The organism is Streptomyces sp. WMMC940 (genome assembly GCF_027460265.1).
Classification (GTDB): Bacteria; Actinomycetota; Actinomycetes; order Streptomycetales; family Streptomycetaceae; genus Streptomyces.
In genome coordinates, this window is the sequence record NZ_JAPZBC010000001.1 from 237399 (window position 1) to 263698 (window position 26300).

Here is a 26300-nt window from a genome sequence, read left to right on the forward strand (position 1 = left end):
GTGCCGCCGTGCCCCGGTCGATCACCGGCCACGCGCTCCGGGCGGCGGCTCCCGGTGCCCCGGCGGCACGGGTCCGGCCGCGCCAGGCGGCCGGGCCGGGTCCGCGATGCCGACTGCACGGTCGTCCAGGCCGCCCGCACCCCGCTTCTGTCCTTCTCGACGGTGATGGGCACCTTCCGTTGTCGACGCACGAGGTGGTCGAGGCTCCACTGCCGAAGTGAAGGTGCCGCGGGCATCGACGAGACCCGGCGGGGCAAGACGACGTGGGAACAGGACCACAAGTCCGGCAAGCGGCACCCGCCCCGGGATCGACGGCGCATCGTACTCGTCGACGCGCTGGGCTACGGCGGACTGCTCGGCCCTTCCCTGCCGTCCAGCTCGCCGACAAGTCGCGCTCCACGGCGAGGCGCCGCGCCACCGCCGAGATCCGCGGCCGACGTGGACGCGCCAGTGGCCCGGAGTGGAAGAAGAGGCGCGCCTGCTGCGCGACCGCGAGGACCTCGCCGACAAGCAGTTCGCGGGCCTGAACAGGTGGCGGAGCGGCCGGCGAGCCGGACAGCGCGGGTCTCGCGACACGACGGATGTTCCGGGGCCGACGGTTGCCGGCCCCGGAACACCGCTGCTCAGCGCCCGGCGGAACCGCCGAGGCGCTTGATCTTCTCGAATGGGTAGGCCCCTACGCTCACCACGACCAGCCCGTAGACCGCGAAGGCCACGAGTCCCCAGGTGGAGACCGACTTGCCACCCCCGCTCAGGATGACGCTGCCGATCGGCACCAGCGCAGCGAAGCTCAGCGCGGCGGCCCCGGTGCACCAGAACGCCACCAAGCCGTCAGCCCGCTTCCGCAGGGCGGGATCGGACTTCACCGCTGCAGGGACCTCGTACCCGTCAGCCCTGTCGCAGACCCTGCCCCGATAACCGACTCGGGCAGCCAGCAGACTGACCACGCCCAGCAGGAGAAAGCAGCCGAAGATGAAGATGTAGGCCATGCCCGCCCCATTCGTCGTGTCCCTAGCGGATGTACTTGATGATGAAGGCGATCGTCATGTTGATGGCCTTGTTCTTGACCCAGCCCGGCAGGAACTTCCAGACGACACCGCCGATCTCACCGCCCAGGCAGCCGATGACGGCGTTCCGGACGTAGGTCTTCTTGCTGGACGCCTTGCCCGCCGCGATGTCGCTGAGCACCGACGTCGGGATACTGGCGAGAGTCCCCTTCGCACACCATGCCGCAGCGCCGATGGCGGCTGCGGCGATCGGGAAGGCGAAGCCCTTGGTCTTCATGCCCTTCTCGATCTCGGCGAGAGCCTCGGGGCCCATCTCCTTCTCGATGAACTCGCGCTGCTCCTGCGTGAGCGCCGGAGCCTTCGAGTCGGACCCGACAGTCACGGCGCCGGCCGTCCCCCGGGCGCCGTCGGCCGCCGTGGCGGCGGGAGCCACCGTGACGAGCAGAGCGCCACTGGTCACAGCCGCGATCCCGGCCAGCGATATACGGCGCATCGTGGTCTTGCGCATCGTTGAATCAATTCCCCATTGGTCGACACCCCGTCCCCAGGTCAAGGAGACGGGCCCGTGACCATCCCCCTCACAGGGAAGATGATCACGAAGCCCGACCCTGACATCCTGCAATGGAACAGTAAAGAACGATCTTGCATGACAAGACTCACGGCTCCCCTCCGGAACCCCCCGGCCTGATTCGGCGTCAGCTCCCCACGGGACACGAGCGAGAAGAGTGGTACCGCCGTCCTCCCCCGGGCACCTCCGGGCAAAGCCGTCGAAGGCGGCGGTTGGCCGGCGCCGGTGGCACGCGGCGGCTGTGGTGGGCTGCGCGAGCGGCCCGGACTCGACCTCGAACAGAGCCTTCGGCGGGGCGGCCCCAGCCGCCGGCGCAGGTACCGTAGTGATCTCTCTTCGGTCCGCATCCGTACGGCCGACTGAGGCCGACGGTGGGCTCGTTCCAGAAACATGGGTGGCCGAGGGCTGGGAACGGCAGGGCCGAGACGAAGTACACCCCGACCCAACGGAGGCCGGTGGCCCACTCCGTGTGCACGACGCGGGGCAGGACCGCCGTCAGGGTGTGGCCACGGCGGCGCTCGCGGCGGCGGGGTTCCGCGGGAAGCACTGACGCACCGCGGCTCAGAGCAGGGCGGTGGCCTCCTCGAGCCCCAGAACGCCGCCCTCGGCGCGCGCCGCCTCGAACGCCGTGTCCCCGAGCACGGCGCGTGCGGACTCCTCCGCCAGCCGCCGGTTCTCCCGCTCGAAGGAACTGAGGAAGTGGCCGGGCGGCAGCAGTCCCTCGTACGCGCCGACCAGCCGGGCCGCGCGTAGCGCCCGGTCCTCGCCGCCGAGCCCGATCAGCGCCCGCGCCGCGGTGAGCAGCTGGGAGGCCGAGAGCTGCGGGCTGACCATCATGGACAGTGGGGTGCAACCGAGCTGCAACGCGCGGCGGCAGCGGGCCAGGGCGTCCTCGAACTCGCCGTCGAGCACGTCCACACAGCCCAGGACACCGTGGGCCAGCCCCTCGAACACGGCGAGCGTCTCGGTGCGGAAGTCGTCCAGCAGCGCATTGAGATGGCCGCGTGCCTCGGCGGTGCGACCGGTCCTGGCCAGCCGGAGCGCCAGGATCAGACGGGCGGCGATCACACCCTCGTAGCCGCTCTCGGGACCCGCGGCGAGCACCTCGCGCAGGATCGTCTCGGCTTCGGCCCCGCGGCCCGTCTCGTCGAGCACGGCGGCGAGCCGCGCCTGCAGCAGCGAGACCTGGCTCTGCGCACCGAGGACGGCCGCACGGTCGATTGCCCGGCGGAAGTCCTCCGCGGCCGCTTCGTAGGCCCCGCTGCGCTCATGGGCCTCGCCGCGGGCGGACAGCGCCTCGGCCGCACCCCAGGCATCGCCGAGCCGTTCGAAGATCTTCAGACTGCGGTCCGCGTCGCGGCGTGCGTCGCCCGCCCACAGGGTGCGGTTGGCCAACGCGTTGGCCCGCACCTGGAGCGCTGCCGCCAACTCCCAGTCGCAGCCCGTCTCCTCCGCCGTGCGGACGGTCGTGTCGAGGACCTCCAGCACGCGTTCGCCGTCACCGGCGATGAGGACGGCGAAGAACCACAGCGAGGCGGGGAAGCGACATGCCTGCGGCAGACCGGGGTGGTAGGCCTCGGTCACGCGATCCAGCCAGCGGCGGCGCTCCGGCGTCATCCACTCCTCGATCGCGTGGTCCATGTTGACCATCCGCACCAGCCGGACCTGTCTGCGCGCCTCCGTGAGCAGCTCCGGCCGCAGCGGCGGAGGGGTGTCCGTGCAGCGCTCCGTCAGCGGCGGGGCGGGGACGACGGGATGCGCGAACGGGTCGGGCCCCAGGGCGGAGACGGCGTCCGTCCAGTGGCGGGCCTCGCCGCGCAGATCCCTCAGCTGCCAGTACCAGGCGAGTGAGAGCACCAGGCTGAGCCCCTCGTGCTCGTCCCGGGCGGCGACCGCGTGCCGCAGCGCGGTCCGCAGGTTCTCGTGTTCCAGCTGCAGCCGGGCAAGAGCGGCGCGCTGACCCGCCCCGCGCAGCCGGGGCTCGAGGTTCCGGGCCAGCTCCCGGTAGTGCACCAGATGTCGGCGCTCGGCGGCTTCCCGCTCCGCGGCATCGTCGAGCCGCTCTCCCGCGTACTCGGCGACGGTCTCCAGCAGCCGGTACCGCATTCCGCCGTCCGCGCCGGGCACGGCGACGACCAGCGACTTGTCCACCAGCGCCCCCAGAAGGGTGGCGACATCCGGTTCCGTGTGACGCTCGCTGGTGGGGTCGGCCGGGTCGGCGCAGACCGATTCCGCCGCGGTGAGGTCGCACTCGCCGGCGAAGACCGAGAGGCGGCGCAGAACGGCGCGTTCCGGGAGGTCGAGGAGGTCCCAGGACCAGTCGACGACCGCGCGAAGGGTCTGCTGGCGCGGCAGCACGGTCCGCGCGCCGGTGTTGAGCAGACGGAACCGGTCGTCGAGGCGGTCGGCGATCTGGGGGGCCGTGAGCATCCGCAGCCGCGCGGCCGCGAGTTCGACGGCGAGCGGAAGCCCGTCGAGACGGCGGCAGATCTCCGCGCATGCCGACGCGGTCGCCTCGTCGGCGTCGATGCGGAAGTCGGGGCGCGCGGCCGCGCCCCGGTCGGCGAGCAGGCGCAGCGCCACCGGGATGGGTAGCGGTCCCACGGGCCGCACCAACTCCCCCGGCACGCCGAGCGGCTCCCGGCTGGTCGCCAGAACCGTGAGCCCGGGGCAGCGCTCCAGCAGCCGCTCGGCGAGTGCGGCCGCCGCCTCCACGACGTGCTCGCAGTTGTCCAGGAGCAGCAGCATGCGCCGCCGCGCGCAGTGCTCGACGAGCCGCACGAAGGCGTCGCCGCTCTGCCGCTCGCCGCCCGCCCGGAGCTCCTCCGCGCCTGCGCCCCGCAGCACGGTCTCGCGTCCTCCGAGCGCGTTGAGCACCGCCTCCGGGACGGACCCCGGGTCCTCCACGGGTGCGAGTTCGGCGAGCCAGACGCCGTCAGGCCAGGGCCGGTCGGGGTCCGCCGCGGCCCGCTCGGCCGCCTCCTGCGACAGCCGCGTCTTGCCGGAGCCGCCCGCTCCCACGAGCGTGACGAGGCGGAACCGGGCCAGATCGTCACGGATGGCCCGCAGATCGGGCTCGCGCCCCACGAAGCTGTTGAGCCTGGCGCGCAGGTTCCCGGGCGGCGGAGTGCCGGGTGATGTGTCGGCCGCCGGGGAGGCCGACGGGGAGGCCGACGGGGAAGTGCCGCCCGCCTCGTACGGGTACGGGCGCAGCAGTTCCTCGTGCAGCGCGCGCAGGCCCGGCCCCGGGTCCGTGCCCAGGCGGTCGGCGAGAACACGGCGCACCTCCTCGTACGCGGCGAGCGCCTGCGCGGTGCGGCCGGCGTCCCGCAGCGCGGTGATCCGCAGCTCCTGGAGCCGTTCGTCGAGCGGATGCGCGGCGCACGACTCCGCGAGCTCCGCGAGGGCCTCCTCCGCCCTGCCGCCGATCGCGAGCACTGCGGTCAGCCGGGTGCGTTGGGCATCGAGCCGTCGCGTCTCCCAGCGGGCGGCCTCCGCGAGGCGCCCCGGCAAATCCGCCAGAACCGGGCCGCGCCACAGCGCGAGCGCCTCGTCGAGGAGCGCTGCCGCCCTGAGGGCGTCGCCGTCGGCCATTGCCCTCGTCCCCTCCCCCGCGAGCCGGTCGAACCTGTGCAGATCCACTTCGTCGCGCTGCGCGCGCAGCTGGTACCCGCGGCCGTCCCCGGCAGCCACCGCGGCCGGCCCCAGGGCCTTGCGCAGCCGTCCGACCAGCGCCTGTACCGCGCCGACCGCGTCCGCGGGTGGGTCACCGTCCCAGATGTCGCCGACCAGGACGCCCACCGGGACCGTGCGCCCGGCCCGCAGCGCCAGCGCCGTCAGCAGCGCCCGCAGCCGGGCGCCGCCGAGCGCGACGGGCGTACCGTCGTCGTGGAATGCCTGAGTCGGGCCGAGTACGCGATATTGCACCCGGCCATTGTGTCCGCCGACCGGCCGTGGGCGCGCGCGGGTATCCGATGCGCCCCGGCGCGGGCGGTCGCCGTGTGCGGCACGGCCGGTACCGTCCGCAGATCGACCGTCGGGGTTGGGGCGGTTCAGCCGGCGGAAGGCGTCGAGACGGGCCTCGCGTACGCCGGACGGCCGAGGACGGCGGCGCGTCCTCGACGCGCCCCGCGGGTACCGGCGCGTCGTTCGGCGCCTTCCGTGGCGAGCTGCGCTTCCCACCACTCCTCCCCGTGCTCGTGGCCGAGGCCAGGATGCAACCGACCGCGTGGCAGCGTCACCGTCGGCCGCCTCGTGGATCCGTGTAGGTGAGGGTGGCGAGCAGGCCCGGTTCCTCCCCGGGGTAGGGGGTCCGCCAGTGCGGGATGGCGTTCCCGGCGAACGCGCGCACACTGCCGTCGGCGGGCGGGGGCTCCAACCGTTCGAAGCCGGCGCATTCGGGCCAGAACCCCTTGTCGGCGACCACCTTGGTCAGGTCGTCGGGCGTTGCGCCGCGCAGCGACGGGGCCCACCACATCGGCGGCATGCGTTCGGTCAGGGCGATACCCACGGTCACGGTCGCCTTGGCCGTGTCGGTGTGCAGGCCTTGGAAGTCGCCGTGGTGGTGGACGACCACCGAGCCGCCCTGCGGCACCAGTTCGGGTATTCCTGTCGCCTCCCGCAGTGCCGTCAGCAACTGCTCGTCGAAGGCGAGTTGTTGGAGCAGTGGCCCGGCCGGCAGGAGGCTGAAGTGTGCCGGGGAGGCGAATGAGCCGTCCCGGTGGCAGCTGACGTCGTCCCGTTCGTAGGTGCTTGCCTTGCCGATCTGCTCGTGCGCCTCGGTGGCCATCGCCTTCACCCGCTCGACGTCCAGGACGCCGGACAGCAGGACACAGCCGTTCCGCTCCCAATCGGCGCGGGCGCTCCTGCGGTCGACTCGCGGGATGGTACGCGCTGCCCCCTGCTTCCTCGATCCGGGTGCCTTCGCGGCGTTCCGCGGGTGTGTGCGGAGGGCGCCGACCATGGCGTCGATGTCGGTGAAGCCGTGGTCGCGCAGCACCGCCGGAATGTCACTCGGCTGCTGGACGCCCCAGCGGAGGAGCACCGACCGGCACACATCGCGCAGGACGGTGGGTTCGTTGACCGGAGGTCCGGTCTCGGCACGTGCGTCGGCGAGTGCCGCGAGCGCCCGGTGGTAGGCGGGGCTCGCCTGCAGACGCTCGATGAGTGGCGTTCTCCGGTCGACCCGGGGGTCACCGAGCCAGAGCCGGACGGCGAGGAGGGGGCCCGCCGTGGGCCACGGCTGGTCACGCTCGGTTTCTCGGAGCAGGGTGAGAGCGTCTCCGGCCTCGCTCGGGGACGACGGCAGGCCGAGGTCCGGGAGGCGGGGGCCCAGGGCCAGGGCCAGGGGCTCCCAGTCCAGGTGGGTCGAGTCGTGATCGGAGACGTCCACGATGCTGCTCAGTGTGCGCCGTTGCTCGGCCACTGAGGCGTCGCTCGACTGCGGCAGGGTCTGCAGCAGCAGGCACTCGGCCGCCGCGCTGCGCTGGAAGGCGGGGTATTCGGGCCAGTCCAGCGCAAGCCGGGTCAGGACCTCGTCGTCCCGCGGCCGCCCCTGTGCCGGCCCTGCGGCTTCGCGCTCGCGGTCCACAGCCGCGGACGGCGTCGGGGTTGGGGTTGGGGTTGGGGTCCAACGACGGAGATGAGTGGTCGTCGCGAGCCGTACCGGGGTTCCCCGGTATCGCAGGCCGGCGGATCGTGTGGAGCAGTGGGCACGTGTGCCGGACGTTGGCGCTTCGGCGGCGGCGAGGGCGAGCACGGTGACGGCGTCGCGATGCTTGACACCGGCGCCCGGGCCCTGTGCCGCGCAGTACGCGCGGAAGGCATCCAGTGCGGGCGCCCGGCAGCCCCGCTGCCGTGCCGCATCGAGAATGGTGAAGTCGTCGCGAGCGGTGAAGGGAAGGCTCTTGGCCGCCTCGACGATGGTGCGGGCGGTCCTCTCGTCGACGGCTCCGTCCCGGGCGGCTCTGCCCGCCGCGTCCCGCAGGTCCACCAGGGCCCAACTCGTCGGCCGGTAGGCGGCCTCGGCGTCGGCATGGGTCAGCGCCACTTCGTCGTCGCCGACCAGGACGCCGTCGCGGTAGCTGCGGAACACCTCCACCACGCCCCGCATGCCGAACGCCTCGAGTTCCGCCGCGCGTAGTGCTCCCATGCTGGAGGCGCCGTACACGGTCACTCCCCGGTCGAGAAGGGCGAGCAGTTCCTTGTGACGGACGGCGCGTGACTGCAGGAAGACTCCGTCGATCACGACCAGGGTGTCCCCGGCGTTCCACTCCCACCGCAGCACCTGGTCCGCGGCGACCGGACCGCGGACCTCTGCCTCAGGCAGCACGCCGCGCACTTCTTCCCTGCTGATGGTGGGCCCGGCGGTGACGACGAGCCTCGATGCGTGCTTCATGCCCATGCTCCAGTGTCGAAGGTGAGTCCCGGCGCGACGACATGCACCACGGGGATGCCGTAGGCGGGTACGGTGAGATCGGCCCGTAGCACGGTGATGCCGTGGTGCGCCGCGACGTCCAGAAGGTTCGCCAGGTCGGCGTCGAGGTCGCGCGGACCGGTCGACGCCGTGCCGTGGGTCCGTGTCAGATCCGCCACCCGGCACACCGCCGCGCCACCGTCCCCCGGCCGCGGAGCAGAGGTCCCGGCCGTGTCGGCGAAGTCGTAGTGGAACACACCGATGTCGTCCCGGGCTCCCGCCACCGCGGTCAGTCGCGACTGTGCGGCCTCGGTGAGAGCCCTGGACAGCGCCACATCGGCGTCGGGGTGAGTGCCGGAACCGGAGAACCACCAGGGCACCGACGGCGACCACACGCGGGCCGCGAAGGTGGGCACCCGCAGGTCGCAGGTGACATCGGCGATCTCGACGACTGCTCCGGCCCAAAGGAGCCGTTCCAGCACCGCGGACGCCGTCCCCGAGCCGTCCGGCTCGGCCCGTACGGCCGACTTCCAGGGGCCACCCGAACGTGCGGTGACGGCCAGGGAGTGCCGCTCCACGACCTCCAGCAGCCCGTGCAGCGTCGCCTCGGTGAGGTTGTTGCCTCCGGCCAGCCCGTTGCTGCTGGTCTGAACGGTCGGCGGTGCCCAGGATGAGCGCATGCGGAGGTCGACGGCGACCGATTCCAGCGGAGCCCAGGTGCCGGTGCGCGCCGTCAGATCCTCGACGGGGCACCAACGGATACGCGTGCCGGAGCGCAGCGCATGCCCTCCGAGCAGCGGCAGTTCGGCCCAGTCGTAAGTGAGCTCCGTGGCCAGCCGGGCCGGGCTGGCCACTGCGGTCTCCAGGGCGGGCTCCTCCGCGCAGTGCAACTCGAAGGATTCCATGGCCGCGGAGACACGGGCCAGTTCATGCGTGACGCCCTTGCCCTGCGAGACCGAAAGGCTCATCGCGTTCGGCCGAATCGCCTGCCAGACCGGCAGGCCGATGTCGTCCAGGAGCGTGACATCCGCGACCCTGGTGATCCCCACCGTGCCCAGCAACGGCTGCAGGCGCTGCCAGGTCTCCTCCGGCGGGACGGTCCGATGGGTGCCTTGCCACACCGCGCTCCAACGGTGCGGTGGCGCGGCGAAGTCGAGCACGGCGGTCATGGTCTCCCTCCTCGGGATGCCTGGACGGCGATGGTGCCGCGGGACAGTCCTGAGCCCGTCCCGCAGCACCGTCAACCCGTCACTCGGCGGAGCAGGCAACGAACGTGCCGGAACCGAGTGCCTTGGCAACGGCCGCATCCAGTTCGTCGAACATGGCGAAGACCTCGTTGTGGTTCATGCTCTCGTCCTTTCTGTGTGTGCGGTGAGCGGGAGGACGTCCCTCCGCCCTGGTGTCCACGTTGCCGCGCGGACGAGGACGGTGTGCTCCCCCAGGAGACGCAAGCACCGGTGGAGGACGGTGTCCGCCGACCGGTGGATGTGGTCCCGGGGCGATGCCCACGCATGCCTGCGTCTCGGGTCCCACCACCGGATCCGTTACGTGCGAAGGCAAAGGGACCGGCGCCGCGGGCCGGGCCCGGCGCGATAGCAGCCCACCCCGATCCATTGCGCCGGCTGCGCCCCGTCCGTCCGGTCGTCTCGCCCCGGTCGAGTCGGGGGCAGGTGTCGAACCGCCGGTGGCGGCCGGAGCGGCTGATCGCCGACTGTGTCTTTCGGTCCGGCGGCCGGCACGGCTGGGGACGCATGACGACCAGAGCGCAACGGGCGCGGGACGCAGACTCCAGGGCCAACCGGCGCGGAAGGCGTCCAACGCCGAGGGCGGCGGCGCAGTCCCCGTCGCGGGCTTGCGACACGGGTCCTGGAAACCCGTTGTGAGCCGGATCGGCGACGGACGGGCGGATCCTCCACCGCGATGAGTGGACACCGGCCATCAGCCGTCGAGGGGGTCGATCGGCCGACAGGGGCAGCCCGCGGCAGTCGGTAGCGTCATCACTGCGGAAGCGACACCACCACTCGCGAATGCGGCCGCCACCCGCACTTCGACGGCGGTTCGCGCCAACCAGCCGGTCGTCAGGGCACGCCCCGCCCCCACCCGCGAGGCGGCGTCGGACCCGGCCGGGTTCCCGCTCCCCCACCCACCCGAACCGGACGTCCGCATACGAAGGCGGTGCCCGTCACCGGACACCCGCCGAGGCAGACACCGCACTCCGCCGCAGGCACCCGGACCCGCCCGAAGGCCACATCATGTCCTCCACCACACTCTCCCGTCCGCAGCACGAGTTCGATGTCCGCCCCGCCGTGGACGCGGTCCCGGCCGCCCGGCGCCTGGTCCGCGCGCTCGCCCGTACGCTCTGCCTGTCACTGGGCGACGGCTCGCTGTCCACGATCGAGTTGCTCACCGGTGAGCTCGTCGCGAACGCCGTAGAGCACACGCACGAGCCGTGCGGGGTCTGCGTGCGTCGGACCGGCGGAGGCCTGCGCGTGGAGATCACGGACACCGCGGACTCGGGCATCCGAGTGCGGCCGGGGACACCTCCCCTGGACGCGGAGAGCGGACGGGGACTCTTTCTCGTCGCGGCGCTGGCCACCGCTTGGGGAACGGACCCGCAGGAACGTGGCAAGAAGATCTGGTTCGAGATCGGCGCCCACACGTCGCGTGAGTGCTGCCGTCCCTGAGGGCTGTGGGGTACGGCCACGTCCCTCGCGGTCCCACGTCCGGGTGGTCGGGAGCCGACCGGGCCCGCCCCGAGTACCGGCGGGGTCGGCCCGACGGAAGCGCGTGCAGGCGACCGCACGACCGGTCGGGAGGTGGTGCCGTCAGTCGCCCCCGGAACGCACGACCGGCTCGAGCGGAATCTCCACGACCACCGCGGTCCCGCTCGGATCACGCGGTTCCAGCCGGAAGCGTCCCCCCACCGTCTCCACCCGGACACGCAGCGATGCGAGGCCGATATGGCCGCTGCGCACGCTCTCGTCCGGTGCCCGCGGCGGCAGCCCCCGCCCGTCGTCGGCCACCAGCAGGCGCAGGAATCCCTCCCGGGCCTCCAGACGGACCTCCACCTCCCTCGCCTCCGCGTGCTTCACCACGTTGACGAGGAGTTCCCGTGCCGCGGCAAACGCGATGGACTCGAAGGGGGAGGGCGGTACGGGGGTGCGGTGGACCCGGACGTCGAACCCGCCGCGCTGCGCGGCGCTCTCGGCGAGGCTCTGCACCGCTTCGGACAGGCCCAGATGCTCGAGGACTGCCGGGTGCAGTTCCCTGACGACCGAGCGCATCCTGCGCGCCGCTTCCCCGAGTGCCCGGTCGGCGCGTTCCAGCGCTTCCCGGCGGTCGGCCCCACGGGCCTCGTCCAGGTCCTGGCGTGCGGCGAGCACGTCCTGCAGGGCTTCGTCATGCAGCGCCTCGGCCAGGTTGCGGCGCTCGCGCTCCTCGGCGTTCATCGCCTGCCCCAGCAGTTCGCGGCTCCGCTCCAGGAGCACCCCCACGCTGCTCACCCGGTCCCGCTGGACCCGGGTGAGTGCGGTGCAGACGGCTCCGAGCAGCAGCAGGCTCAGGACGAGCAGGGCGGTCCGCCCCCATCCGGCACCCGTCCCGACTCCCTGTACGGCGAGCAGGTACGCCAGGGCGGAGGCGCCGGTCATCGCGGCCGTCACCCATGGCGAAGTCTGAAAGGCGGCGAGTACGGGGATGAGGAAGAAGGCGTCGTCGACCAGGGGCCTGATCCCCGGTGGGGTGGCGAATCCCCCCGCCATCGCCAGCATGGCACCGAGGACGAGCAGATCGAACAGCAGAAGGCGCCAGGGCTGCGGCAGCGGACGGCTGCCACCCCAGGCCGCCCACGTCAGGACCACCGCCCACAGCGCGTAGCCCGCGACCAGCGCTCTGCATGCGCCCTCGTTCTCGAGTGGGGGGAACAGCACGAGTTGCACGACCAGCAGAGCGACGATCAGCAGGCGCACGAGACTCTGGGACCGTGCCGCGTCGAGATCCTGCGCGGCCTCCACGGCCCGGGCCGTGGAGGCCGCGCGTTCGTGCGGCCGACGGGACGGGGCACCTGTCGGAACGCTCCGGTTCCCGTGGTCCGCCGAGGGGCCACGGTCACTCCAAGAGGCCACGTCGCATCGCCTCGGCCACCGCGGCGGCCCTGTCACCGACGTCCAGCTTCTCGTAGAGCCGTTGGGTGTGGGTCTTGACGGTGCTGGGGGCCAGGAACAGTTCCTCGGCGATCTGGGGGACACTCTTGCCCTCGGCGAAGCCCTGCAGCACCTGCTGCTCGCGCTCGCTGAGGAGCACCCGGTCCTCGCCGGCGGCGGCCCGGAGCCGGACCTGCTCCATCAGGCCACTGGTGAGGTCCGGCGGAAGCGCCGTCCCACCCCTGGCGACCTTCAGCACGGCGTCGACGATCTCGCGTCGCGTGGCGTCCTTGGCGAGATAGCCCGCGGCGCCCTCCTCGACGGCCCGGAACACCACGGAGTCCTCCGTGTAGGCGGAGAGGACGATCACGCGCACCGGCAGGGCGTCCCGTGCAACGGCATGGACGACGGCGAGGCCGTCCAACTTCGGCAGCTTGTAGTCCACGAGCGCGACGTCGGGCTGGTGGGCCCGGATCTGTTCCAGGGCCTGAGCACCGTCCCCGGCCTCGGCCACGACCTCGATCGTTCCGCTCTGTCCGAGCGCGCGGATGATTCCCTCGCGGTATATCGGGTGGTCGTCGGCGACGACGACACGTACGCGGGTCTCGTGTGTACGCATGCGGCACACCGTCCTGTCCGCCCGTGGCCCGCTCGGAATCACGGGCCTGAGCTCATTGTCCTGCCGCCCCCGGACCGTGGTCCACACCGGGCTGCGGTCGCCCCGGCCCTCCCGGCCGCCGACCGGCCGACCCGTCGTCGACGTGGGGATACGGGGCGGCAGCGGAGGCAGGTGCTCCTGGCCGCTGCCGGTCACCGGGAGTGACCCCGGCGCTTTCCCCACCCGGTATCCGGGTCCTCACCGCCGTGGTTCGGCGAGTGCCGCCGCGTCCTCCCGTCGGCTTCGCCGGTGACGACCGCGACCGCAGCCCACATCCCCGCCGCCACCGGGCCGGGACATCAACCCCAATCGGTCACGGGACGGTACTCGGCCCAGGTCTTCGGGGTCTTCGACACGCGCACGGCGCTGAGTTCGGGGATGCGTGGCGACCACGTCTCGTGAACCCACATCGCTATCTGTTCCGCGGACGGGTTCCGGCCCGGGACGCAGTCGTTCAGATGGCGATGGTCCAGGGCCGAGTCGATCCAGTCCTTGAACTCGGCCAAGTCCCGGTAGTCGCGTACGAATCCGGCATCCGTCAGCTCATCCGGAGCCGACGACAGTTCGATGACGAGGACGTAGTCGTGTCCGTGCATCCGGGCACACGGATGTCCCTCCGGCAGCCGGTCGAGCTGATGGCTCGCGGAGAAGTGGAATTCCTTGGATATGGTCAGCACGGTGTGAACTCCTGCCTGGTACTTGGCGGATCATGGTTCGGGAGCGAAGTACTCCTACGCCGCTCCGCTCCTCGGGGTCGGGGCCGATCCCTTCAGCGCGCGCCGACGGCGGACGAAGACCGCGAGAAGGAAGAGTGCGGTTGCGAGGACGGCCAGACCGAGCGCCGTGAACGTCGTCCGGTAACCCTCGTGCAGGGCCTGGGCCTCGGAGGCGAGAGGGTCGGCCCGGGCGGTCCTGGAAGCGGCCAGGCCGGTCAGCAGCGCAAGGCCGAACACGCCTCCGATCATTCTGGCGGTGGTCACCAGGCCGCTGGCCGGCCCCGAGTCCTGATGCGGTACGCCCGCCGTGGCAGCCTGTGTGAGCTGCACGAACGCGATACCCAGCCCGGCGCCGATCAGGAGTGACGGCGCCATGGCCTCCTGGAGGAAAGTCCCCTCCCCCGGCACTCCTCCGAGCCACAACAGCCCCGCGGCCAGCGCGGCCAGTCCCGTGCCCAGGGCCGTACGCGGACCAGCGCGTCGCGCGAGCCGGGGCGCCAGCGTGCAACCCAGGACGGCGGCCACCGAGAGGGGGATCTGCCACAGAGCGGCGGCCCGGGGGCCGTCGCCGAGGATCTGCTGCTGGTACAGGGAGAGGAAGAAGAACATTCCCGTGATCACCATTCCCAGGACGGTCATGGCGATGTTGGCGGGACCCACGAGTCCTGTGGAGAACACGCGGAAGGGCAGCAGCGGACGGTCCCTGCGCTTCTCGGAAGCGGCGAACGTCGTGAGCAGTACGGTGCCGACGCCCAGGGGCACCAGTACGGCGGGGCGAGTCCAGCCGGAGCGTCCGGCCTCGGTCATCCCGTAGGCGAGGGCGAGCAGCCCGACCAGCATCAGGGCGGCTGCCCTCAGATCGCGGCGGGACGGCCTGCGGCCGTTCCCGGCGTCGGCCGGTACACCCACCGCACATGCCAGGGCGAGGAGCAGAGCGAGGGCGGACGTCGCGCAGAAGATGCCCCGCCAGCCCACGGCCTCGGTGAGCAGCCCGCCCAGCAGCACTCCCGTCGCGCCGCCGAGCGCGGCACCCGCCCCCAGGATTCCGAGGGCCTGGTTCCTGCGAGGCGCGGGGACGAGGGCCATGAGGAGGCAGAGCACCGCGGGCTCCGCCAGAGCGACCCCGGCTCCCTGCAGCGCCCGCGCCGTGATCAGCGTTCCCGCAGCGCCCGCCAGGCCGGCCATGGCGGACGAGGCGCAGAGCACGGCCAGCCCGGTCAGGAGAAGCCTGCGCCGGCCGGTGATGTCCATGGCCGCTCCGGCGGGGAGGAGCAGGGCGGCGATGGCCAGCACGTACACGGTGACGAACCAGGACAGGTCCACGGGCAGCAGGTCCATGGCCTCGCCGATGGCCGGGAGGACGATGTTGATGTTCGACGCACTGAACATCAACAGGAACTGCGCGGCGGTCAGTATCGCCAGCGGCGACGGCAGCGACTTCGGCCCGGACGACGGCGCCCGTCCTCGCCCGGGCCTACGGGCGGGTGGGGCCGTGGGCACGGGGAAGGAGCGGGTGGGCCGATCCATCTGATATCTCCTCGGATTCCGGTACGTGTCGGGGAGCCTCCGGTCGGGACACCGGCTCCATCGGCAGGGGCCGTCGGGGTCCGGCACCTCGTCCCGATCGGCCGGCACACACCCGGGACGTCCGGACCACTGCGCGGCCGCCGGGCGGTCGGACCGAGCGACGGAAGCCGGTGTGTGTCAGCCGTTCACCACGGCGAGGGCGTCGTGGCTGTGGATGCTCTCCAGGTTCCTCACCGTGACCCGGTGGGCGAGGTCGCGGCTGCGGCAGGCGGCGGACACCTCTCGGGCCATGTCCTCGACGAAGACCGGGGGTCGTAGGCCTGCATCGTCAGCACGCGCTCGTCGGGGCGCTTCACCAGCGGGACGACGGGCGCCGAGGAGCAGGCGGTGGCGAGGCCGACGAGCTCGCGTGTCCCTTCGTGGGGTCTGGGCGAGGTGCCGGAACCGGACTGCCGTTCCCCCTCATGCCCAGAGGCTTTGGGTGGGTGCCACTCCAGGCTCACGCTCGGCGCCCGTCCGGCATACCGTCGATCGGCCGCCCCGCCGCCGGAGACGGCCTTCCCCCGGCCGGAGGACACCGGAGCCGCAGGAGCAGGACTCCCACCGGTCCGGGTGGGCCACGGACAGTCCGCGACGGCAGGTCCCGGCGTCACCCCCGCGACCGAGGCCGGCGGGGCGGGAGGCGACGGCGGACGCACAGCCCTGTACATCACACCCTGGAAGTGCTGTCATGCACGCGACACGACCGTGGCACACCGATGCCCCGCTCGACGTGCACCCGGACCCGAGGAGGACGGACATGATCCGGAGATCAGCACACTTACGCCTGCCGATGGCAGGGGCTGCGGCTCTGGCGCTCACGTGCCTGGCCATGAGCCCCGCATCGGCCGCCGGCACCTCCCTCGACATGGCCTGCCAGGCCAGCCCGCCGATCGGCTCCGCACAGACGTTCGACCTCTCCGCCGGTGTCGACGCCAGCGCGCCGGACACCGTCGCGCCCGGCGGTTCCCTCTCCGTCACGCTGGCCCCCGAACAGATGACCGTCCCCGGCTCGGTGAGCGGCTACACGGTCAAATCGATCAAGAACATCACTCTCAAGGCCCCTGTCCCGACCAATGCGACACTGACCGGCACCCGCCTCACCGGCGGTTCCGGAATCGGTTCGGGAACCCCCACCGTCAGCGTCAGCGGCGGGGAGGTCATCATGTCGGTGCCCGGACCGATCGGCGGTGGGCGATCCTTCACCCTGCCGGCGCTGACCATGGACCTGACGGCCGGAACATCCGGCGGTGCCATCGAGACACGACTCGCCGGCTCCAGCTACAGCAGTCCCGGTCTCACGTTCACCGCCGGCGTCCCGATCCTCTTCGTCACCGTCAGCGTGCCGACGTCCTGCTATCCCTCTCCCAACCCGGTGCTCACCTCCACGACCATCGGCTGACCCGGCAGGCCAACGGGAGGCCGAGAGGGTGCCACGGGCCCGGCGGTCACTCCGTGGCTGCTGGCTCCTGGCTCCTGGCCCCTGGCAGGTCAAGCGGCGAGGGGGGGGCCGTTCAGCGGGCCGAGGACCGGCCGTGCCATCGGCGACCCCGGCGCGGGCGGCGGCGACCTTGCCGGCGCCGACCGCACCGGGGGCTGGTCTGCGACGAACCTCTCCACCTCGGCATGGCCCCGCCGGTGGAACGCCTCGCCCAGGACCACGGTCTCGCTCTGAACGACGGCTGCGTCACCGTCCGACTGGACCGGGCGGTCCGCGCACGGCACGGCGTCGGCGGGCTCGAACGACACATCCCCCGGTGTCCCCTCGTGACGCGCCACCGCGGTGGCGATGCAGGACCGGACGGCGCCTGTCGCCGGAGGGCGTCAGGTGGTCTTCCGGCGGGAGCCGGGGAGTCCCGGCCACACGGGAGTGAGCCGGGACAGCGGCGGCAGCTTCCGCATCAGGTGTTCCGTCCCCTTGGCGTAGCCGATACCGAAGAGGAGGGCGGCGACGAGCGACAGGGGCTCGGAGACGTCGTCGAGGATCGGATAGATCTGCCAGTGCGTCAGATAGATGGAGAGCGAACTGGCGGCGAGGAGTCCCGCCACCTGGTTGACACGAGGGTTGCTCGGCAGAGTGGGGAACCACACCAGCAGGACGAAGCCGAAGACGACGAACGCCTCGCGCCAGGGCTCGCCCGGGAAGAAGCCGGGGACCGTGGTGAGCGCGGCGAGGGTGACGAGCAGCCGATGGGGCGTCGCGCGGGCTTTCGCGGCCGCCCATCCGAGGGCGAACAACCAGAAGACGGTGACCGCGTCGGTGATCTGGGAACGGTCGGGGAGGCCGACCAGTTCGTAGCGGGTGAGCAGGCCGATCGCGACGAGGGCGAGGGGCAGCCCGTACGGGAAGCGTCGCTCCGCCCGGTCGACGGCGGGCAGGGCCAGCAGCGCGAGGGTCGCCAGCAGGATGTAGACGAGTGCTTCGACGAACCACAGGTGGATGCCCGGTCCCATGTCCTGCGGGAAGAGCGCGTTGTGCAGCAACAGGACGTTGCTCAGGTCGTAGTCTGCGCCGATCAGCAGCGCGAAGGCGGTCCAGGCCATGCACGGCAGCGCGATGCGCGCGATGCTCCGCCTCGTACGGCGGACGCGTTCGCGACGCTCTGCGGAGGTGAGCAGGAAACGGGCGAAGTTGAACCCGGCCACCGCGAGCAGCAGATGCGCGCCACCCCGGATCTCGAAGAGCCGGATGTGCGAGCCGACGATGCACACGATCGCCACCGCGCGCAGAGCGACGCTGGTCTCCAGGGCCCGGATTCGTGAGGGTGGCTTGGGTTCGGGTGAGCGGAGGGCGCGTATCGGTGTGGTGTGCCAGCTCGCCGGCAGATGGCCGAGGCACTGCTCGAGGCGGAGCGACATCTCGACGTACGACAGGGAGTCGCCGCCGAGCCCGACGAAGGTGCTGTCCGGCGTCACGTCCGGACGGTCCAGGATCCTTGCGTACAGGGCACACAGGTCCTCGCCGTCCGCCTCGTCGACCAGGGTCCGGTCGGCCGTCCGGTCGAGGGAACGGACGGCCTCGTAGTCGGGTTTCCCCGAGGGCAGGCGAGGGAGGTCCGGCAGCGGGTGGACACGGACCGCGCGGGCGGGAAGCCCGCATTCGTCCACCACGCGTCTTCGGATCCGCCGCACGTCCCACTCGGGCCTGACGACGACGGCGAGCACCAGCCGGTCGTCGTCGCCCGCGCAGAGCGCGCTCAACCCGTGCCGTTCGAGCATCGCCTCGACCTGCTGGGGGTCGATCCGCAGGCCGAGGATCTTCAGGAACCGACTGCGCCGGCCGACGATTTCGTACAGGCCCTCCTCGGTGCGCCGTGCCAGGTCGCCGGTGCGCAGGGTGTCCACGGTGCGGCCGAGGGCGAGGTCGTCCGGGGTGGACGCGTAGCCCAGCATGACGTTCGGCCCGTCGTAGACGAGTTCCCCGACACCTTCTTCGGCTGCCTCCTCGACGGGTTCCAGGGAGAAGGAGCCCCCGGGGACCGGCACGCCGATGGCTTCCGGATGTGCGGCGGCGAGCTCCGGCGGCAGGTAGGCCATGCGGGCGGTCGCCTCGGTCTGGCCGTACATGACGACGAGGTCCCAGCCGCGCCGCTGCCCCAGCCCGGCGTAGTGGGCGACCCGTTCGGGGGCGAGACGGCCGCCGGCCTGCGTGACGTACCGCAGATGCGGCAGGTCCATACCGGCGAAGCCGATCCGGTCCAGCAGGTCGAAGGTGTACGGGACGCCCGCGAAGGTCGTGCCACGGGCGGCGCGGAACAGGTCCCAGAAGCAGGTGTCCGCGACCGAGAGTTCGGTGAGGACGAGCCCGGCGCCGCGCAAGAGGTGGCTGTGCACGACGGACAGGCCGTAGCAGTAGTGCATCGGCAGGGTCGTGGCGGCCCGGTCGGTGTCGCGGATCTGGAGGTAGGTGGCGATCGACTCGGCGTTCGCCTGGAGGTTCTCGTACGAGAGGCGGACGAGTTTCGGCGATCCGGTCGAGCCGGACGTACTGAGCAGCATGGCCAGGTCCGGGTGCAGCACATGGGCGGAGCCGGTCCGCCGCTCCTCGATCCGCCACCCGGCGGGGTCCGGACGGACCACGACGTCGGGGTCGTAGGCGACGGTCAGCGCCTCCACGGCTTCCGGATGGTCCCCGGGCACGAGGAGCACGGGATGTCCCGCCGCCAAGGCGGCGAGGAGCACGACGAGCGCTTCGACGGTGTTGGCCCCGGGCAGCAGCACGAGCCGCCGCCCGGTTCCGAGGCGCAGCGCGGTGTCCGCCACTCGCACGGCCAGCTGACCGTAGGAGATCTCACCGTTCGAGGTGATGAGGGCGGTCCTGTCGCCGTGGGCCGCGAGGCCGCGGGCGAGGGGAAGCGTCTTGCCGCTGATGAGCGGTGCTGGGTGGAGCGTCACGGGCGCATCGTAGGTAAGGCTCTCCTTATCGGGAAGGGGGTCTACTCGCGGGGAGCGCGACGGCGGTGCCCCGCTGCCGGCTCAACAGGCATAGGAGGCAGGTGAGTTGGGCGCGAGGAAGCACGGCGGGGAAATGGCGTACCCTGCTCGGCGGGCTCATCTGCGACCAAGCCGTTATACAGCGCACTTGACCCTTAGGTAAGCATTACCTTATTAATGCCTTGTTCAGATTCTCCCCTCGGCACCGTTTTCGCCGCTCGCGGTGGCGCCTCCCCCTGAGCCCTCCGGGTGCCGGGGGCCGCCGGCGCGGTGACGACGTTGAGCACGGCAGGAAGGCATTACCCGTCATGCGACGCCCCTTGGCCCGCAGTCTCACCGCGCTCGCCGCGGCAACCCTGGTCCTCCCCGCCCTCACGAGCTGCAGCGACGAGCCGGCCGGGCTCGTCATCTACTCCGGCCGTAACGAGAACCTCGTCGGGCCGCTCATCGAGAAGCTGGAGAAGCACCTCGGCACCAGCGTCGACGTCCGCTACGGCGACAGCGCCGAACTCTCCGCCCAGCTCCTGGAAGAGGGCGACAAGACCGAGGCCGGGCTCTTCCTGTCCCAGGACGCAGGCGCGCTCGGTGCGCTCTCCAAGGAGGGCCGGCTCGCGCCGCTGCCCCCGAGGACGCTCGACCGGGTCGCACCGACCTACCGCAGCGCCGCAGGGGACTGGGTCGGCGTCAGCGGACGCGTCCGGGTCCTCGCGTACAACCCGGACAAGGCACCCACACCCCCGGACAGCGTCCACGAGCTGGTCAAGCCGGAATGGAAGGGCAAGATCGGCTTCGCCCCGGCCAACGCCTCGTTCCAGGCGTTCGTCACCGGCATGCGCGTCCTCGAGGGCGACGAGGCCGCACGTGCCTGGCTCAAGGGCCTCAAGGCCAACAAGCCGAAGGCGTACGAGAACAACCTCAACGTCCTCGACGCCGTCGACTCCGGCGAGGTGTCCCTCGGCCTGCTCAACCACTACTACTGGTACGAGCAGGCGGCCGAGAAGGGCGCCGACAAGCTCAAGGCCAAGGTGCACTACCTGCCCAAGGGCGACCCGGGCGGCCTTGTCAACGTCGCCGGGGTGGGTCGGATGAAGGGTGCCGACAAACAGCAGAGCGCCTACGCCCAAAAGGCCGCCGACTTCCTGCTGTCCACCGAGTCGCAGCGCTACTTCGCCACGGAGACCAAGGAGTACCCGCTGGCCGCGGGCGTCGAGCAGGCCGAAGGCGTACCGCCGCTGGAGAGCCTCCAGCCGCCGAGGATCGACCTCGGCAGGCTCGACTCGCTCAAGGAGACGCTGGCCATGCTCCAGGAAGCCGGACTGGTCTGACGTGATCTCACCGGATTCCCCCGTCCGGACGCCTCACGACACCCGCCCGGCGAGCGCCCCCGCGCCCGCCGGGCGGCAGCGTGCCGTCGACCCGGGGCGTTCCGGCGGCCGCATCCACCGCGCCGCCGGACCCTCGTGGGTCGTGACCGTGCCCGCATGTGTCGCGGCGGCCCTCGCCGTCCTGCCCCTCGGCTACCTCGCCGTACGCGCCCTCGAACGCGGCCCCGCCTTCGCCTGGAACGTCATCGCGGGCGACAGGAGCGTGCAGTTGCTCCTGCGCAGCCTCGGCCTGAGCGCCACCGTCGTCACCGCCTGCCTGCTCCTGGGCATCGCACTGGCCTGGCTGACCACGCGCACCGCCCTCCCCTGCGCCCGCGCCTGGTCGGTCCTGGTCACGCTGCCCCTGGCCGTGCCCAGCTACGTCACCGCCTTCGCCTGGCTCTCCGCGGCTCCCTCGCTCGCCGGGTTCACGGGTTCCGCCCTCGCGCTGACCCTCGCCAGCTTCCCGTACGTGTACCTGCCGGTCGCCGCCGCCCTGCGCGGCACCGACCCCGGGCACGAGGAGGTCGCCCGCTCCCTCGGCCACGGTCCGCTGCGCACCTTCCTGCGCGTCACCCTGCCCCAGGTGCGGCCGGCCGCCGCGGGCGGCGGGCTGCTCGTCGCGCTGTACGTGCTCTCCGACTTCGGCGCGGTGTCCCTCATGCGCTACGACACCTTCACTCGGGGCATCTACACGTCCTACCGGGCCAGTTTCGACCGCACCCCGGCGGCCGCACTCAGCGCGGTGCTCGTCCTCATGACCGTGGCGCTCGTCACCGCGGAGACCCGCAGCCGCGGCCGGGCCGGATACTCACGCACCGGAGCCGGAACCGCCCGACGGACCGCTCCCGCCGCACTCGGCCGCCTGCGGCTGCCCGCCCTCGCCTGGTGCGGGACCGTCGTCGCGACCGCCGTCGGCTTCCCGCTCGCCACCCTCGGGTACTGGCTGGTGGTCGGCTCCTCCGCCACCTGGGACCCGGCGACCCTCACCACCACCGCGCTCACCACCCTCGCCGTCGCCGCCGCCGGCGCCGCCCTCACCACCGTCCTGGCCCTGCCCGTCGGTGTCATCGCGGCCCGCCACCGCGGCCGGCTCGCCCACCTCCTGGAGCAGGCCGCCTACGCGGGGCATGCCGTACCGGGCATCACCGTCGCACTCGCCCTGGTCTTCTTCGCGGTCCGCTACGTCCGACCGCTGTACCAGGAAACGCCTCTGCTGATCTGCGCCTACGCGGTGCTCTTCCTGCCCGTCGCGGTGGCGGCCACCCGCGCCGCCGTCGTCCAGGCACCACCCGTGCTGGACGACGTCGCCCGCTCCCTCGGGCGCACGCCCTTCGGGGTGCTGCGTGAGGTCACGGTGCCGCTCGCGGCACCGGGCGTCGCCGCCGGCGCGGCACTCACCTTCGTCGTCTGCATGAAGGAACTCCCCGCCACCCTGCTGCTGCGCCCCACCGGCATGGACACGCTGGCAACGCGGCTGTGGACCGAGACCGGCACCGGGTCCTTCGCAGCCGCGGCACCGTACGCCGCCGGCCTCATCCTCCTGGCGGCCGTCCCCTCCTACGTCCTCGGAAGGCACCGCACATGAACGACCTCCAGGTCAGCGGCGTGGTCAAGTCGTACGGTCCCGGCGCCAACGTCCTCGACGGCCTCGACCTCACCGTCCAGGGCGGGCACCTGGCCGCCGTCCTCGGCCCCTCCGGCTGCGGCAAGACCACCCTGCTGCGTGTGATCACCGGCTTCCTGCAGGCCGACGCCGGCGCGGTCACCGTCGCCGGTCGCACGCTCACCGGCCCCGGCGTCCACCTCCCTCCCGAACGCCGACGTATCGGCATCGTCCCCCAGGAAGGCGCCCTCTTCCCGCATCTGAGCGTGGCCCGCAACATCGCCTTCGGACTGACGGGAACGGACCGCCGCGCCCGCGCACGGCGCGTCGACGAGATGCTGGAGCTGGTGGGACTCGGCGGCTACGGGGACCGGATGCCGCACGAACTCTCCGGCGGACAGCAGCAACGCGTCGCCCTGGCCCGTGCCCTCGCCCCCGAGCCCCAGCTCGTCCTCCTGGACGAACCGTTCACCGCCCTCGACAGCGGACTGCGCGGAGCCGTACGAGCGGATGTACGCGCCGCTCTCCGGGCCACTGGCGCCACCGCCGTCCTCGTCACCCACGATCAGCAGGAGGCCCTCTCCACGGCCGACGTCGTCGCTGTCGTCCGCCACGGTCGGGTGGCCCAGTGCGCCGTTCCCGAAGAGCTCTACCAGCGCCCCGCCGACCCGTGGGTGGCCTCCTTCGTCGGCGACGCCGTCTTCATCGCCGGTACGGCGGAGACGAACACGGCAGCCGCCACCGCACTCGGCCGAATCCCCCTCGCCACCGCCCCGGCCGGTCTGCGCGAGGGCCTCGTCCTCCTCCGCCCCGAACAGCTCCACCTGACCGACCCGGACACGGCGACGGCCCGAGGCACCGTTACCGACGTCCGGTTCTTCGGCCACGACTCCATGGTCACCGTCTCCGTGGACGGTGTGAACCAGGCGATCGACGTCCGCGCCCCGGGCCCGCTCCAGGTGCCCCTGGGCGGGACGGTCGGCATCCGCGTCTCGGGCACTGCCACCCTGCACGCGGTCCCGGCTTGATCATCAGGGGCGAGCGTCGCGGTCGGCCACCCGGCCTCGCTGATGGGGCCGCAGGAGCGGGCGTGTGAACCCAGCTCGACCAACGGTCGGACCCGGCACGGGTGCAGGTGAATGCGGCGCACGACGGGCTCGACTGCCTGCGGCCGGTCCTGGTGACGCCCGTTCCCGGTGCGGCGGGGCCGCCGCCCGCATCGCGACATCCGTGTGGGACACGGCTTCTCGCAGTCCCCGCGCCCCCGGATTCAGGAGTGGCGGGCGGCCGTGAGGGTGAGGCCCGGGCGGAGTTGGCCGCAGGGCTCGTTGGGGTTCGTCTTGTACTGGCTGAGCAACCTCGGTACCTCCCGGGCGGCCCATGACCTGGTGGCGGCAAGCCGCTGTGGGTCGGGAACGGCGTCCGCTCGCACCCAGTCGCCGCCGGTGCCCTCGGAGTAGAGGCGAACGTAGCCCGCGGCGGTCAGCCGGGGAACGGTCAGCCCGGGAGTGGTGACCCAGACGCCGTGGGTGTGGATGAAGGTGGGCCGGAGGGTTGCAAAGACATGGTGCCGCAGGGCGGCCATGTTCCGGTCGGCGTAGGCCTCCGCGATGGTGGGCTCGGTCAGGCCCGCGAGGTCTCTGACGGCGAGGCTGCTCGTGAGGAGAGTACCGCCGAGGTCCGGGGCGAGAAGTGTCCCGTTGGTCAGTTTCAGGCGCTCCGCGTACTCGTTGAACACGGCTCCGTAGCGGTGGGCGACATGGCACACGGGCAGGGTGGGATGGGCCTGGAATGAGGCGGCGCGCTCTCGCTGCCCGCTCCAGGACACGAGCAACGCCGTGCAGACGGTGACGCCGGCCACGATTCTGGCGCGCTGTGATCCTCTTTCTGCCTGGTCCGTCAGAGCGATGCCGACGGCAAGTGAGGCCAGCGCCCATACCGGCGTCGCGAACCGGAACATGCGCATCCAGTCCGGATTGAGCACGCCGAAGGCGGCGAGAGTGAGGGCGAGGGGTACGAGCACACCAGGCAGTGCCGTCCGCGCGGGTCCACGGCGCCCCAGGGCCGCTCCCGTCACCAGAGCGCCGGCCAGCACGGCCGTCCAGCCGGCGAACGACAGGAGGGACCCGGTCCCGGAGAACGACTCCCACGTGGGAGCGTCCTGTGCCTTCGCCAGCGCGGTGTTGGGCACGAGACGGTCGAACACGGCGTAGCGCCATCCGAGGAAGGCGGCATAGGGCACGACGAAGGCACCGACGGCACAGGCCGCCGCTCGTGCGGATGCGCCCAGTGTCGCTCGATGCACCCTCAGCAGCAGCACCCCGGGGTAGGCCGCGGCCAGGACTGCCCCGTCCGGGCGGGTCAGGGCGGCCATCAGTGCCAGAAGTCCGGTCACCACAGCGGGCGCTGTCTCGGTGAGCCGGTCCTCCAGCAGAGCACGAACGAGCACGGCGGCCATCAGCACGGCCAGCAGGGCGTACAGCGGATTCTCCAGTCCGGAGAACATCCAGGCCACAAACGACATGTTGCCGGCCAGAAAGACACCGCAGAACAGCACCACGACCCAGGAGTTCGACACCAATCGCCGCGCGACGCGGGAAACGGCGATGAGGATCCCCAGCGTGCACAGGACACCGAGGGCCTTCGGGTACAGGACCTGATCCGGCACACCGAAGTAGGTACGGTGATCGAACAGGCCCAGACGCCTGCCCAGTACCAGCAGAGCGAGCCAGGCCGGGTTGGAGTAGCCCTCGACCGGAGGCGAGCCGGCCTGTTGCACCGGCCCGAGACCCTCGTCGATGCTGCGGGCGTACGCGAAGGTGATCGCGGCGTCGTCGACCACCCAGCGACCGAGCCGTGAGCCCCGCAGTGTGATCAGGACAGTGCCCAGCAGGACGGCGGCAGTGTCGCGAAGGGAGCGACCCGTGAGGCCGGTGCCTCTCGCGGGCCAGGGCCACGCGTCCTGCTGCGCGACGGGGCGGACTTCGCGGACACTGAAAGGAGGCAAGGCGAACCCATCGCTCGACCGGACCGGGCATATGAGAGAGCAACGGCCCACCATGCCCACCGGTTACGCCGGCACACCGCCAGTAGGGCGATCGTGGCGCTCAGGCCGAGACGGATGCATCCGTGATCATCAGCCCTTCCGGGACGGCCTCGCGTCCACCGACGTACCGCGATGCGAAGTCGCCGATGCCGAAGCGCCCTCGCAGAAGCGCCTCCCGGAGCCGGCTGCCCGTGGCAGGACCGGATGGATGCCCCGGGAGCCATCGATCCCGTCGGCGTCCAACCGGACCACGTCTGCGGTCGTGCACCCGCACCGCGAGAATCCCGATGAGCAGGGTGGGCACGCCGACGACGGGCAGCGGGGCTCCGACCACTTCGAGGCGGCCACCGCGCAGCAGAGCAACTGGAGCGGCCACCCGGGGTGGACCCAGAAGCTGCTCCGACTCCGTGGCCGCGGCACCCGCATGGAGCAAATCGGCCTCCACGTCCGGCGAGCGAACCAGGTCCCCGGAGCGTCGCTCCGGGGACCTGGTTCGCGGCTGTTGCCGAATCAGGCGGGGCTGATGTTCTCCGCCTGGGGGCCCTTCTGCCCCTGGGTGATGTCGAAGGTGACGGCCTGGCCTTCCTGGAGCTCACGGAAGCCGGTGGCGTTGATGTTGGAGTAGTGCGCGAAGACGTCGGGGCCGCCGCCGTCCTGTGCGATGAAGCCGAAGCCCTTTTCCGAGTTGAACCACTTGACGGTCCCGCTGGCCATGCCGGTGCCTCTCAGTCGATAGCGGATCCGCACCGCGCGGACCCGGAGGTGATCGCCCTGGTCC

18 protein-coding genes are annotated in these 26300 nt (G+C 72.0%); 5 read left to right on the top strand and 13 right to left on the bottom strand.

Features of this window, described 5'->3' with window-relative positions; all coding sequences use genetic code 11:
• Nucleotides 1–623 precede the first annotated feature (623 nt).
• The 5 genes from O7595_RS01215 to O7595_RS01235 all read right to left on the bottom strand — a co-directional run bounded on the left by O7595_RS01215 (nucleotide 624) and on the right by O7595_RS01235 (nucleotide 9159).
• Entirely contained in the window at nucleotides 624–989 is a 366-nt protein-coding gene (locus O7595_RS01215; protein ID WP_269726840.1) for a hypothetical protein, read from the bottom strand.
• Between the two features lie 22 nt (nucleotides 990–1011).
• On the bottom strand, nucleotides 1012–1515 hold the full coding sequence (locus O7595_RS01220) for a hypothetical protein (protein ID WP_269726841.1): 504 nt from the start codon (nucleotides 1513–1515) through the stop codon (nucleotides 1012–1014).
• Between the two features lie 621 nt (nucleotides 1516–2136).
• Nucleotides 2137–5502 (bottom strand): AfsR/SARP family transcriptional regulator, encoded by a 3366-nt coding sequence (locus O7595_RS01225; RefSeq protein WP_269726842.1) that lies wholly within the window; start codon nucleotides 5500–5502, stop codon nucleotides 2137–2139.
• Nucleotides 5503–5812: 310 nt separating this feature from the next.
• A complete protein-coding gene (locus O7595_RS01230; protein WP_269726843.1) occupies nucleotides 5813–7972 on the bottom strand; it encodes a TfuA-like protein in 2160 nt (719 codons plus the stop codon).
• The gene (locus O7595_RS01235; RefSeq protein WP_269726844.1) at nucleotides 7969–9159 is read right to left on the bottom strand and encodes a YcaO-like family protein; all 1191 of its coding nucleotides are present in this window, start codon (nucleotides 9157–9159) and stop codon (nucleotides 7969–7971) included. Before O7595_RS01235 ends, O7595_RS01230 begins: the two co-directional genes overlap by 4 nt.
• 1083 nt (nucleotides 9160–10242) lie before the next feature.
• On the opposite strand from O7595_RS01235, the gene O7595_RS01240 reads away from it, so the two are divergent.
• Nucleotides 10243–10674 carry an ATP-binding protein gene (locus O7595_RS01240; protein WP_269726845.1) on the top strand — a complete coding sequence of 144 codons (432 nt, stop codon included), beginning with the start codon at nucleotides 10243–10245 and terminating at the stop codon, nucleotides 10672–10674.
• A 141-nt stretch (nucleotides 10675–10815) separates the two neighbouring features.
• Here the strand turns inward: O7595_RS01240 and O7595_RS01245 are convergent, their stop codons facing one another.
• The 5 genes from O7595_RS01245 to O7595_RS33785 all read right to left on the bottom strand — a co-directional run bounded on the left by O7595_RS01245 (nucleotide 10816) and on the right by O7595_RS33785 (nucleotide 15417).
• A complete protein-coding gene (locus tag O7595_RS01245) occupies nucleotides 10816–12003 on the bottom strand; it encodes a sensor histidine kinase (RefSeq protein WP_269726846.1) in 1188 nt (395 codons plus the stop codon).
• 94 nt (nucleotides 12004–12097) lie between these two features.
• Entirely contained in the window at nucleotides 12098–12751 is a 654-nt protein-coding gene (locus tag O7595_RS01250) for a response regulator transcription factor (RefSeq protein ID WP_269726847.1), read from the bottom strand.
• Between the two features lie 338 nt (nucleotides 12752–13089).
• Complete coding sequence (locus O7595_RS01255; RefSeq protein WP_269726848.1) at nucleotides 13090–13467, bottom strand: 6-pyruvoyl trahydropterin synthase family protein; 378 nt, start codon at nucleotides 13465–13467, stop codon at nucleotides 13090–13092.
• Between the two features lie 54 nt (nucleotides 13468–13521).
• Complete coding sequence (locus tag O7595_RS01260) at nucleotides 13522–15033, bottom strand: MFS transporter (protein ID WP_269726849.1); 1512 nt, start codon at nucleotides 15031–15033, stop codon at nucleotides 13522–13524.
• Nucleotides 15034–15210: 177 nt separating this feature from the next.
• Nucleotides 15211–15417, bottom strand: coding sequence for a GTP cyclohydrolase, FolE2/MptA family (locus tag O7595_RS33785; RefSeq protein ID WP_443071802.1), 207 nt, complete (start codon nucleotides 15415–15417; stop codon nucleotides 15211–15213).
• Between the two features lie 487 nt (nucleotides 15418–15904).
• Between O7595_RS33785 and O7595_RS01270 the strand changes: the two genes are divergently transcribed.
• Nucleotides 15905–16474 carry a cyclase gene (locus tag O7595_RS01270; RefSeq protein WP_269726851.1) on the top strand — a complete coding sequence of 190 codons (570 nt, stop codon included), beginning with the start codon at nucleotides 15905–15907 and terminating at the stop codon, nucleotides 16472–16474.
• A 422-nt stretch (nucleotides 16475–16896) separates the two neighbouring features.
• Here the strand turns inward: O7595_RS01270 and O7595_RS01275 are convergent, their stop codons facing one another.
• Nucleotides 16897–19467, bottom strand: coding sequence for an AMP-binding protein (locus tag O7595_RS01275; RefSeq protein WP_269726852.1), 2571 nt, complete (start codon nucleotides 19465–19467; stop codon nucleotides 16897–16899).
• Nucleotides 19468–19814: 347 nt separating this feature from the next.
• Between O7595_RS01275 and O7595_RS01280 the strand changes: the two genes are divergently transcribed.
• From O7595_RS01280 to O7595_RS01290, 3 genes are all read left to right on the top strand, one after another.
• Nucleotides 19815–20831, top strand: coding sequence for an iron ABC transporter substrate-binding protein (locus O7595_RS01280; RefSeq protein ID WP_269726853.1), 1017 nt, complete (start codon nucleotides 19815–19817; stop codon nucleotides 20829–20831).
• Between the two features lie 142 nt (nucleotides 20832–20973).
• Nucleotides 20974–22458, top strand: a complete 1485-nt coding sequence (locus tag O7595_RS01285; RefSeq protein WP_443071547.1) for an ABC transporter permease — start codon at nucleotides 20974–20976, stop codon at nucleotides 22456–22458.
• Nucleotides 22455–23504 carry an ABC transporter ATP-binding protein gene (locus O7595_RS01290; protein ID WP_269726855.1) on the top strand — a complete coding sequence of 350 codons (1050 nt, stop codon included), beginning with the start codon at nucleotides 22455–22457 and terminating at the stop codon, nucleotides 23502–23504. The genes O7595_RS01285 and O7595_RS01290 overlap by 4 nt, the downstream gene beginning before the upstream one ends.
• A 242-nt stretch (nucleotides 23505–23746) precedes the next feature.
• On the opposite strand, the gene O7595_RS01295 is transcribed toward O7595_RS01290, so the two are convergent.
• Together O7595_RS01295 and O7595_RS01300 are read right to left on the bottom strand one after the other, a co-directional pair.
• Nucleotides 23747–25318, bottom strand: a complete 1572-nt coding sequence (locus O7595_RS01295; protein ID WP_269726856.1) for a hypothetical protein — start codon at nucleotides 25316–25318, stop codon at nucleotides 23747–23749.
• A 714-nt stretch (nucleotides 25319–26032) separates the two neighbouring features.
• Nucleotides 26033–26236, bottom strand: coding sequence for a cold-shock protein (locus O7595_RS01300; RefSeq protein WP_269726857.1), 204 nt, complete (start codon nucleotides 26234–26236; stop codon nucleotides 26033–26035).
• Nucleotides 26237–26300 lie beyond the last annotated feature (64 nt).